12 protein-coding genes are annotated in these 9,853 nt (G+C 64.7%); 7 read left to right on the forward strand and 5 right to left on the reverse strand.

The features are described 5' to 3' along the window. From ADADOO_RS14870 to ADADOO_RS14885, 4 genes are all read left to right on the forward strand, one after another. Positions 1-287: KUP/HAK/KT family potassium transporter (locus tag ADADOO_RS14870; RefSeq protein WP_511278286.1), on the forward strand; the 287-nt coding region annotated here is incomplete at its 5' end. A gap of 157 nt (positions 288-444) precedes the next feature. After that, complete coding sequence (locus ADADOO_RS14875) at positions 445-918, forward strand: ankyrin repeat domain-containing protein (RefSeq protein WP_511278287.1); 474 nt, start codon at positions 445-447, stop codon at positions 916-918. Further along, complete coding sequence (locus ADADOO_RS14880; protein ID WP_511278288.1) at positions 912-1,412, forward strand: DUF411 domain-containing protein; 501 nt, start codon at positions 912-914, stop codon at positions 1,410-1,412. The genes ADADOO_RS14875 and ADADOO_RS14880 overlap by 7 nt, the downstream gene beginning before the upstream one ends. Positions 1,413-1,449: 37 nt before the next feature. Continuing rightward, the gene (locus tag ADADOO_RS14885; protein ID WP_511278289.1) at positions 1,450-1,785 is read left to right on the forward strand and encodes a hypothetical protein; all 336 of its coding nucleotides are present in this window, start codon (positions 1,450-1,452) and stop codon (positions 1,783-1,785) included. A 48-nt stretch (positions 1,786-1,833) separates the two neighbouring features. Here the strand turns inward: ADADOO_RS14885 and ADADOO_RS14890 are convergent, their stop codons facing one another. Genes ADADOO_RS14890 through ADADOO_RS14910 form a run of 5 tightly spaced genes read right to left on the reverse strand, consistent with a single transcriptional unit; the run spans position 1,834 to position 7,700 of the window. Continuing rightward, positions 1,834-3,093 carry an FAD-dependent oxidoreductase gene (locus ADADOO_RS14890; protein ID WP_511278290.1) on the reverse strand — a complete coding sequence of 420 codons (1,260 nt, stop codon included), beginning with the start codon at positions 3,091-3,093 and terminating at the stop codon, positions 1,834-1,836. Continuing rightward, positions 3,090-4,310, reverse strand: coding sequence for an ABC transporter permease (locus tag ADADOO_RS14895; RefSeq protein ID WP_511278291.1), 1,221 nt, complete (start codon positions 4,308-4,310; stop codon positions 3,090-3,092). Before ADADOO_RS14895 ends, ADADOO_RS14890 begins: the two co-directional genes overlap by 4 nt. Next, the gene (locus tag ADADOO_RS14900) at positions 4,304-5,101 is read right to left on the reverse strand and encodes an ABC transporter ATP-binding protein (protein WP_511278292.1); all 798 of its coding nucleotides are present in this window, start codon (positions 5,099-5,101) and stop codon (positions 4,304-4,306) included. The genes ADADOO_RS14895 and ADADOO_RS14900 overlap by 7 nt, the downstream gene beginning before the upstream one ends. Continuing rightward, the gene (locus tag ADADOO_RS14905; RefSeq protein ID WP_511278293.1) at positions 5,101-6,318 is read right to left on the reverse strand and encodes an efflux RND transporter periplasmic adaptor subunit; all 1,218 of its coding nucleotides are present in this window, start codon (positions 6,316-6,318) and stop codon (positions 5,101-5,103) included. Before ADADOO_RS14905 ends, ADADOO_RS14900 begins: the two co-directional genes overlap by 1 nt. Next, complete coding sequence (locus tag ADADOO_RS14910) at positions 6,315-7,700, reverse strand: TolC family protein (RefSeq protein ID WP_511278294.1); 1,386 nt, start codon at positions 7,698-7,700, stop codon at positions 6,315-6,317. The genes ADADOO_RS14905 and ADADOO_RS14910 overlap by 4 nt, the downstream gene beginning before the upstream one ends. A 103-nt stretch (positions 7,701-7,803) precedes the next feature. Between ADADOO_RS14910 and ADADOO_RS14915 the strand changes: the two genes are divergently transcribed. The 3 genes from ADADOO_RS14915 to ADADOO_RS14925 form a co-directional block, all read left to right on the forward strand. After that, positions 7,804-8,847 (forward strand): quinone-dependent dihydroorotate dehydrogenase, encoded by a 1,044-nt coding sequence (locus ADADOO_RS14915; RefSeq protein ID WP_511278295.1) that lies wholly within the window; start codon positions 7,804-7,806, stop codon positions 8,845-8,847. 72 nt (positions 8,848-8,919) lie between these two features. Next, the gene (gene rsxA / locus ADADOO_RS14920) at positions 8,920-9,504 is read left to right on the forward strand and encodes an electron transport complex subunit RsxA (RefSeq protein WP_511278296.1); all 585 of its coding nucleotides are present in this window, start codon (positions 8,920-8,922) and stop codon (positions 9,502-9,504) included. Between the two features lie 5 nt (positions 9,505-9,509). Beyond that, on the forward strand, positions 9,510-9,853 hold a 344-nt coding region (locus ADADOO_RS14925; protein WP_511278297.1), incomplete at its 3' end, for an RnfABCDGE type electron transport complex subunit B.

Raw genomic sequence — 9,853 nt, forward strand, 5'->3', positions numbered from 1 at the left:
ACATGAAAAAGGGCTTCAAGCGCCTGATCATCCGCTACGGCTTCATGGAAAGCCCGGACGTACCGGGCGCGCTGGAGCAATGCAGCCGTTTCGGCGAAACCTTCGAGATGATGGAAACGACCTTCTTCCTGTCGCGCGAAACCATCGTCCCCTCGATGGCGCGCGGCATGCTGCCGATCCGCGCCCGGCTCTTCGCCATCATGTCGAAGAACGCCACCAGCGCCAGCGACTTCTTCCAGATTCCGACCAACCGCGTCGTCGAACTGGGTACGCAACTGGTTATCTGAGTGCTGCCAGCCCAAAATCGACGCCCTGTCCAAGCCGGTACCCCCCTTCATGGGCGCAGCGCTGCCCATATCAGCAAAAACTGAAACTAGCGCAGATCAAGGTTGTCCGACACGCTAGCAGCAACAATCGCCCGCTCAACCCTTTCCGGATACCCGCATGAAGCGCCTGCTCTCCCTGCTTTTCGCTGCCAGTCTTGTCTTTCCCGCGTTTGCCGAGGTTTTGAGTTTCGACCAGCCGATCCATGATGCGGCGCGGGCCGGCAGCGGCGACGATGTTCGACGTCTTCTCAAGGTCGCCCCGAAACAGCGCGAACTACGCACGGCACAGGGCTCGACGCCTCTCCACCTGGCCGCCGCCAACCCCGACACGACCGCCATGCAGGCGCTGATCGCGGCCGGCGCCAATGTCATGGCCCGCGACAACGACGGGGCCACGCCGCTGCACATGGCCGCCTATTCGAGCCGGGCCAAAAACGTCCAGATCCTGCTCGAAGCCGGCGCCGACCCCTTTGCCAAGACCGACAACGGCCGCGATCCGGGCTCGATGGCGCGCAAGGTCAAGGCCGACGAGGCGGCCGGCGTCCTGTCGCTGTGGGTGCTCAAGGGCTGCAAGGCCGGCCGGCCGTGCTGAAGATCATCGCGCTCCTGCTCGCCGCCACGTTGGCGGGGAGCGCAAGCGCCGAACCCGCCGCGCCGCTGCCCTCCGTCGAAGTATTCACCCCGACGGTCTGCCTGACTTGCATCGAATGGGCCGAGCACCTGCGCCAGAACGGTTTCCCGGTCAAAGTGACGCCAACGGTCGACATGGATGCGCTGAAACGCCGCCTGAAGGTGCCGAAGGACATGGAGTCGGTGCCCAGCGCGCGGGTGGCCGGCTATTTCATCGAAGGCCACGTGCCGGCTGAGGACATCAAGCTGCTGCTGAGCGAAAAACCGGCCGCCCTGGGCCTCGCCGTTCCCGGCCTGCCCCAGGGCGCGCCCGGCCGTGAATTCTCCAATCCGACCTGCGAAACGGCGTGCACAATGCTCGACAAGGAAGGCGTCGAACAGACCGTCCGCCGCGAATTTTTCGAGACTTTTCTCGTTGACCGTAACGGCCGGGTTTCCCGCTTTGCCCGCCACTGAACGGCCGGGCTGCGGACCGACGGCCACCACTCCCGCCATGGAACAGACACTCCCGGAAAACCACCCGGACATGATCAGGATCGTGCAGGCCGCCCATCGCGACATTGCCCCGCAACCGCCCAAAGGCCAGGCCAAGTCGCTGGCCAACGCGCTCGCCGCCGCCACGGGCAAGGCCCCGGGCGGCGCGGAAGACCGCGAGAACATCGAGTTCCTGGTCTATGTCCTGTCAGTCAACCGGGCCGCCGGCGAAATTGACGACGAATCGTTCGCCCGCCTGCTCTCGCGCATTGAAACCCAGGCCGGACGAGCCGAATTGACGCGCCAATTTACCGCGGAACTGGAAGCGGAACACGGCTACGAGGATGAGGACTGAGCCACTCCGGCGGACTCAAGCGGTCAAGCCATTCGGCAAATTTGCCGCTCAGGGCAGCAAAAAATCGCGGTACAGGGCCTCGGCCCAGGCCTTGTCCTCGCCGGCCGGATTCGGCTCGCGCACCTGCTTGACCTGCTGCATCAGAAAACCGTCGCCGCGCTGCCGGTAGCTGGCCTCGATGCGGGTGTATTCGAGCGGATCGACGCTGCTCGCAACGTGGCAGACACTTTCCGGGAGTAGCGCCGGGAAGGTCTGGCCGGTCGCCCGGGCAGCAATCTGCCGGGCAACGATAGCGCCCATGCGGTTGGCGACGTGGCCGGTTTTCGGGTAATGGCCGAATAGTGGCGAAACCAGGCCGGCCGCATCGCCGATGATAAAAACCCGCTCGTCCGCCGCGCTACGAAAATCCTGGCCGCCCTGATCGCCCCAGCCGGTAGCCTGGCCGCCATCGATCCGCCGGATCAGCCCGGCTGACCAGAGCAAGTCAGCTGCCTGCTGGGGTGGGGCTAGCATGGCCTCGTCAAAATGAATGTCGTCGACATCGGTCGCCACCGTGTTCCTGGCCAGATCGACCTGACGGACGCTGGCGTGGTCGAGGTAGATGACCTGCGCCTTGAAGCGGTCGAGCAAAATGGATTTGAAGGCCGGCATCATCGGGTTGGGATCGATGATGACCAGTTTGCCCGGAATCTTCTGCGTTTTCAGCCACCAGGCGATGAGCATCGCGCGCTCGTAGGGAGCCGGCGGGCAACGGTAGGGCGCTGGCGGAATGGTCATCAGCAGGTCGCCGCCCGAGAAATCGGCGAGGCGTTTCTTTAACGCCGGCAGATCGGCGGCGTTGAGCAGGGCGCTGGAATGGCGCTGACGCAGTTCGGCCACGGCCTGCGGGTCGTTGACCTGCCAGGCCGCCCAGTTTTCGCGGATGCCCGGGGCAAGGACCAGCCAGTCGTAGGGCAGGCTGCCGGCGCTGGTCGTCACCGTGCGCTGGGCGCGGTCGATGCTGTCGACGCTGGCGTGCACGAAACGGTAGCCCCGGCTGGCGGCGAGCACCGCGTAATCCTGTCGTTCGATGGTGCCGGCGCCGTGATCGACCAGCCAGCGGTTGCTCAGGGCGAAGGAGGTAAAGGCCGGTTGGCGGTCGACGAGCGTGACGTCGATTTCCGGGGCCAGCCGGCGCAAATGACTGGCCACCGAGAGGCCGCCCCAGCCACCGCCGACAATAACCACCCGCTCGCCGGCGGCACGCAGTGGCGAGACGAACGGCAACAAACCAGCGGCAAGAAGAAATTGGCGACGTGAAGGAATCATTGGTAGCGCAAGGCCTCGATCGGGTCGAGCCGGGCCGCCTTTTGCGCCGGATACCAGCCGAAGAAGATGCCGACGCCAGCGGCGACGGCAAAAGCGATAAGCGCCGCGCTGCCCGATACGACGATGACCATGCCGGTGAAAAAGTTGATGCCGAGCGCGACGCCGAGTCCGATGAGCAGGCCGAGCAGACAGCCGGCGAAGGAGATCATCACGGCTTCGAGCAGGAACTGGCTGAGGATGTCGCGCTGACGGGCGCCGATGGCCATGCGGATGCCGATTTCGCGGGTCCGTTCGGTGACCGAGACGAGCATGATGTTCATGATGCCGATGCCACCGACGAGCAGCGAAATCGAGGCGATGGCGCCGAGCAGGATGGACATCGTGCGCGTCGTTTCGGCCTCGGATTCGGCCGCTGCCGACAGGTTGCGCATGAAGAAATCGTCGGGCATGCCGTCGCGCAGGCGGTGGCGCTGGCGGAGCAGGCTGCTCACGCTGTCCATGATTTTCGGCATCGTTTCGGCCGAATCGGCCTGAATCATGATCATCCGCACCGAGCCCAGGAACGGCGTGCCGAACACCTTGCGCTGGGCGGTGGAGAGCGGAATGATCACGGTGTCGTCCTGGTCGCGGCCGTCGAGGTTCTGGCCCTTGCTGCCGAGCACGCCGATGACCAGGAAAGGATTTTGCTGAATGCGCATGGTCTTGCCGACCGGGTCGTCGCCGCCGAACAGGTTTTCCGCCACGGTCTTGCCGATGATCGCCACCCGCGTCGAGGAACGCACGTCGGAATCGCCGAAAGCGGCACCGCGAACGATGCTCCAGGCGCGCGCCTCGAGATAGGCCGGCGTCGTGCCGATGATCGACGAACTCCAGTTCTGCGCGCCGTAAACCAGTTGCCGCGTCCCCATGTGCGTCGGCGCCACGTTGGCGATGCCGTCGAGTTCGGCGATCGCTTCGCTATCGGCCACGTTGAGCGTCGGCCCGCCGGCCGAACCGCTGCGCACGCCGGCCGTGGTGAAGGAACCGGAAAGGACGATGAACAGGTTCGAGCCCATAGTGCTGATCGTCTGCTGGACGGCGTACTGCGCGCCCTGCCCGATGGCCATCATGATGACCACGGCGCCGACGCCGATGACCATGCCGAGCATGGTCAGCGCCGTGCGCAGGCGGTTGGCGCCCATCGCCAGCCAGGCTTCGCCGAGCATGGCTTTCAGCATGGCGCTCCTCCCCCTTCAAGGGGGAGGCTGGGAGGGGGATGGGTTTCGGCATCGGCGCAAATCGCACCCATCCCCTCCCCGGCCCTCCCCTTGAAGGGGAGGGAGTCAGTGGCAAGATCGCTGACGATCTCGCCATCGAGAAACTTGACCTGCCGCTTGGCGTGCGCCGCGATGTCGGGCTCGTGGGTGACGAGCACAATGGTGATGCCCTCGGCGTTGAGTTCGCCGAACAGGCGCATGATTTCCTCGCTGGTGTGGCTGTCGAGATTGCCGGTCGGCTCGTCGGCGAGGATCAGGCGCGGCGCATTGACCAGCGCCCGGGCAATCGCCACGCGTTGCTGCTGGCCGCCGGAAATCCGGTTGGGCAACGATTCGGCGTACTGGCCGAGGCCGACCTTGCCGAGCAGTTCGCGCCCCTTGGCCCGCCGCGTTTCCTTGTCGGCGCCGGCGTAAACCAGCGGCAGCGCGACGTTGTCCTGCAGACTCATGCGTGGCAGCAGATTGAAGCCCTGAAAGACAAAACCCAGCGTCCGGTTGCGCAGGATGGCCAGGGCATCCTTATCCATGTGCGCGACATTCTTGCCGGCCAGGTAGTAATCGCCCATGGTCGGCGTATCGAGGCAGCCGAGCAGGTTCATGAAGGTCGATTTGCCCGAGCCGGACGGCCCCATGATGGCGATGTATTCACCGGGCTGGATGTCGAGATTGACGCCCTTGAGCGCCGGGAACAACCCGGCCGCCGTGGCGTAGGATTTGCCCAGGCCGACGACCCGGATGACTGATTCAGTCATCAGAACATCCGCATGCCGACGCTCGACGGCTTGCCGGTCTGGCCGCCGCCGTTCTCGCCGGTCACGATGCGATCGCCCGCCTTGAGGTCGCCACCGACGATTTCGGTGTTGCGGTTGTCGGTGATGCCGAGCTGGACGCTGACCGGTTTGAGCTCCTCGCCCGTCAGTACATAAACCATGCCGCTCTGGCCGTCGCGCTTTTTACCCTTGGCGGCGCCACCGTTGGCACCGGCGCCCGGTGTTCCCACGGTCGACGGGGATTTTTGCCCATTTTCCGCTTTCTTCTCGGCGGCCTCGGCCGGCTTGAAGCGCAGCGCCGCATTCGGCACGAGCAGCACGCCCTCGCGCTTCTGCACGCCGATATTGACGTAGGCCGTCATGCCCGGGAGCAGCACCTGCTCGGGATTGGCGACGTTGATGCGGACGTTGTAAGTCACCACATTTTGCTGGTTGGTCGGGTTCAGGCGAATCTGCTGGACCTCGCCGATGAAACTGCGGCTCGGGAAGGCATCGACCGTGAAACGCGCCTTCTGCCCCTCGCGGATATTGCCGATGTCGGCCTCGGCAAAGCTCGTGTCGATGCGCATTTCCGACAGATCCTGGGCGATCTTGATCAACGTCGGCGTCTGGAAGCTGGCCGCTACCGTCTGGCCGAGATCGACGACGCGGTCGATAACCACGCCATCGACCGGCGAGCGGATTACCGTGAAATTGAGGTTGGCCCGGTCGCGCTCGTTCTGCGCCCTGGCCAGCGCCAGTTGGGCCTTGGCCGATTTGAGGGCCTGGGTGGACTGGTCGTATTCCTGTTTCGACACGTATTCCTGGGCGATCAGCGACTTCATGCGCGCCTCGTTGGCCTGCGCCAGTTCCAGCGTCGCCTGGGCGTTGATCACATTTGCCGCGCTCTGCCGCTCGGTGGCCGAAACCAGCGCGTCGTCGAGTTCGAGCAAGGGCTGGCCTTTCTTGACCTTGTCGTTGAAATCGACGTAGAGCTTGCGCACCGTGCCCGACACCTGCGTACCGACGCTGATCAGCACCACCGGGTTGAGCGTGCCATTGGCCGACACGGTCTGCGTCACCTCGCCCTTGTCGACCGTCGCCAGCTTGTAGCGCGTTTCCGGGTTTTGCGCCGCGCGCTGCTTGCTGACCCAGACGCCGCCGCCGATCAGGCCGGCAATCACCGTGACGCCAAGCAAAATCTTGCCGATGTGTTTCATGGTCTTCCTTCCGCCGCCGGTTGCAGCAGCGTGTAATCGAGCGCGCCCATCGATTGGGCCAATGTGGCGCGATAAACATTCCAGTCGAGCTGCGCCTGAATGCGTTGCAATCGGGCGCTGGCCAGGGCGCTCTGCGCCGACAGCAGATCGAGCACGGTGCCGACGCCGGCCTTGTAGCGGCCGAGCGCGACGCGCTCCGACTGCTCGGCGCTGGCCACCAGATCGGCCGATGTCTTCAGGCTTTGCGTCGCCGTCGTCAGGCTCTGGTAGGACTTCCAGACATCGAGCGCGATCTGGTTCTTGATGCGATCGCGCTGGGCGGTCCGCACATCGGCCTGTGCCGCCGCCGAACGCACGCGGTAAGTCGTGTCGAAACCGGCAAAGATCGGCACGTTGAGCGTCAGCCCGATGCTGCCGCCCTGGGTAACGACGCCGGCCGAATTCTGCCAGCTCGGCCCGGCCGCCAGCGAAACGGTTGGCCGCCCCTGGGCGCGGGCGATGTCGACGCTGGCCTCGGCGGCTTTCAGCTGGGCTTCCGCCGCCTTGAGATCAGGTCGCCGGGCCTGCGCCTCGGCGATCATGGCATCGACTTCCTTCTGAAAAGCCAGCTCGGCCGGCAAGGCCGGTAGTTCGGCCAGAACGATTCTTTGCTGCGCCTCGAAACCCAGCGCGTTGGCCAGCGCACCGAGCCCGTTGCGGGCCTCGCCCTCGGCCCGGATGCGATTGAGCGTCGCCTGCGACAGCGCCGTCTGCGCCTGCAGGCGATCAGCCGGCGTGGCGACGCCGACGTTGTAGCGCGCGTCAGCCGCCAGATAAGCCTCGCGGGCCGAACGCTCAGCCTCGCTCGCCGACACCACCGCCGCCTGCGTCGCCTGCGCCGTGTAGTAAGTCTGCAGCGCGGCGAGGAACAGCGACTGCACCGTCGCGTCCTGGGTCGCCGCCGCGGCCGCCAGCAATTGCTGGGCATTCTCGACATTGGCCGAACGCTGGCCGAAATCGATCAGCAGCCAGGACAGCGTCAGCGCGGCGGAACGCCGGTTATATGAACCGTCTTCATACTGAAACCGCGTGGCGCTGGCACTGGCATCGAGATTCGGCAACCAGCCGGCCCGGGCGACGCCGACCAGCGCCGCCTGCACCCGCGCCGACGCCCATACCTCGCGCGTTTGCGGATGGTTGCACAGGGCCAGATCAACCGCCTCCAGCGCCGTCAGCGCCGTCGCCGGCAAGGCCGTGGCACAGGGCGCTTCGCCAACCCGCGCAGACAGACTGGGCGACACCTTGAGCGGCGCCATCGCCTCGGTGCCAAACGGATCAGCCAGCCCGCCCGCCCATGAAGACACTGCTACGGTCAACAGGAAAAAACACGGTAAAAATCGCATGGGCCGAAGTTTAGCCTTCCTGCAAAAATTCAGGCGTTACAGATTGTTTCCTGGCGAGCCAGGCGGCCGAGAGGCAGCGCATTGCGGTAAAATCGCACCCACTATGCTCTATCCCCTGATCCGCAAGTTCTTTTTCGCCCTCGACGCCGAAACCGCCCACGGCATCGGCATGAAAGGCGTCGACCTCCTGAACATTCCCGGCCTTGGCTGCGCACTGGCCAAGCCGGTCGCCGCCTGCCCGGTCGAGGTCATGGGCCTCAAATTTCCCAACCCGGTGGGTTTGGCCGCCGGCCTCGACAAGAACGGCGACCATATTGATGCACTGGCCAAGCTCGGCTTCGGTTTCATCGAAATCGGCACGATCACGCCGCGTCCGCAGGATGGCAACCCGAAGCCGCGCCTGTTCCGCATCCCGGAAGCGCAGGGCATCATCAACCGGATGGGCTTCAACAACGCCGGCGTCGACAAGTTGCTGGAAAACGTCCGTGCCGCCGAATTCCCGAAAAAGGGCGGCATCCTCGGCATCAATATCGGCAAGAACGCGACGACGCCAATCGACAAGGCCGCCGACGATTATCTGATCTGCCTCGACAAGGTGTACAACGACGCCAGCTACGTCACCGTCAACATCTCGTCGCCGAACACCAAGAACCTGCGCGAACTGCAGAAGGACGAGGCGCTCGACGACCTGCTGGCCCAGCTCAAGGCCAAGCAGCTCCAACTGGCCGAGCAGCACGGCAAGTACGTGCCGATGGCGCTGAAAATCGCCCCCGATCTCGACGACGCGCAGATCACCGCCATCGCCGACGCGCTGCGCCGCCACCGTTTCGACGGCGTCATCGCGACCAACACCACGCTGTCGCGCGACGGCGTCGAAGGCCTGCCGAATGGTGCCGAAACCGGCGGCCTGTCGGGCAAGCCGGTTTTCGCCAAATCGACGGCCGTGCAGAAAAAGCTGTCGATTGCCCTGGCCGGCGAACTGCCGATCATCGGCGTCGGCGGCATCATGGGCGGCGAGGACGCGGCCGAGAAAATCCGTGCCGGTGCCAGCCTGGTGCAGTTCTACAGCGGTTTCATCTACCGCGGCCCCGACCTGGTGGGCGAAGTAGCCGAAACGCTGGCCTACGTCATGCGGAAAACCAGCTAAAGCCACAAGCGGCGCGCGGTTGTTTGCGCTGCAGCAAAGCCCGATAATACGCGCCTCACGCTTGCCTAATATATGAGCCACTACTTATTCATCCTCGTCGGCGCGGTCCTCGTCAACAACGTCGTGCTGGTGAAGATTCTCGGCCTGTGCCCGTTCATGGGCGTTTCCAAAAAGCTCGAAACGGCCTACGGCATGGGCGCGGCGACGACCTTCGTGCTGACCATGGCGACCGGCGCCAGCTACATCATCGATCATTACCTGTTGATGCCGTTCGGGCTCGAATACCTGCGCACGCTGTCCTTCATCGTCACCATCGCCGCCATCGTCCAGCTGACCGAAATGGTCATCGCCAAGACCTCGCCGACGCTGCAACAGACGCTCGGCATCTACCTGCCGTTGATCACCACCAACTGCGCCGTGCTCGGCGTGCCGCTGCTCAACATTTCGAACGGCCACAACTTCGTCGAATCGCTGCTCTTCGGCGCCGGTAGCGCCTTCGGCTTCTCGCTGGTCCTGATCCTCTTCGCCGGCATCCGCGAACGCATCGAAGGCGCCGAGGTGCCGGTCCATTTCCGTGGCGTCGCCATTGCGATGGTCACCGCCGGCCTCATGGCGCTCGCCTTCATGGGCTTCGCCGGCCTGGACAAATACCAGTAAGCGCCATGGACATCCTGCTCGCCATCGCCATCATGGCCCTCGGGGCGGTCGTTCTTGGCGCTCTGCTCGGCTTCGCCTCGATCAAGTTCAAGGTCGAGGGCGATCCGCTAATCGAAAAGATCGAAGCCATCCTGCCCCAGACCCAGTGCGGCCAGTGCGGCTTTCCCGGCTGCAAGCCCTACGCCGAGGCCATCGCCAAGGGCGAAGAGATCAACAAATGCCCGCCGGGCGGTATCGAAGGCGTGCAGCGCCTGGCCGACCTGCTCGGCCGCGAAGTCAAGCCGCTCGACGCCGAAGAAAAGCCCAAGCAGGTCGCCATCATCGACGAGAACACCTGCATCGGCTGCAC

Origin of the sequence: Azonexus sp. (assembly GCF_036170495.1) — a bacterium.
In the GTDB taxonomy this organism is placed as follows: Bacteria; Pseudomonadota; Gammaproteobacteria; order Burkholderiales; family Rhodocyclaceae; genus Azonexus.

Excerpts from the sequence above, each read along its gene's own strand:
- ADADOO_RS14875 (WP_511278287.1), top strand. The coding sequence starts at position 445 with ATGAAGCGCCTGCTCTCCCTGCTTTTCGCTGCCAGTCTTGTCTTTCCC.
- ADADOO_RS14885 (WP_511278289.1), top strand. The coding sequence starts at position 1,450 with ATGGAACAGACACTCCCGGAAAACCACCCGGACATGATCAGGATCGTG.
- ADADOO_RS14890 (WP_511278290.1), bottom strand. The coding sequence starts at position 3,093 with ATGATTCCTTCACGTCGCCAATTTCTTCTTGCCGCTGGTTTGTTGCCG.
- ADADOO_RS14895 (WP_511278291.1), bottom strand. The coding sequence starts at position 4,310 with ATGCTGAAAGCCATGCTCGGCGAAGCCTGGCTGGCGATGGGCGCCAAC.
- ADADOO_RS14900 (WP_511278292.1), bottom strand. The coding sequence starts at position 5,101 with ATGACTGAATCAGTCATCCGGGTCGTCGGCCTGGGCAAATCCTACGCC.
- ADADOO_RS14905 (WP_511278293.1), bottom strand. The coding sequence starts at position 6,318 with ATGAAACACATCGGCAAGATTTTGCTTGGCGTCACGGTGATTGCCGGC.
- ADADOO_RS14910 (WP_511278294.1), bottom strand. The coding sequence starts at position 7,700 with ATGCGATTTTTACCGTGTTTTTTCCTGTTGACCGTAGCAGTGTCTTCA.
- ADADOO_RS14915 (WP_511278295.1), top strand. The coding sequence starts at position 7,804 with ATGCTCTATCCCCTGATCCGCAAGTTCTTTTTCGCCCTCGACGCCGAA.
- rsxA (WP_511278296.1), top strand. The coding sequence starts at position 8,920 with ATGAGCCACTACTTATTCATCCTCGTCGGCGCGGTCCTCGTCAACAAC.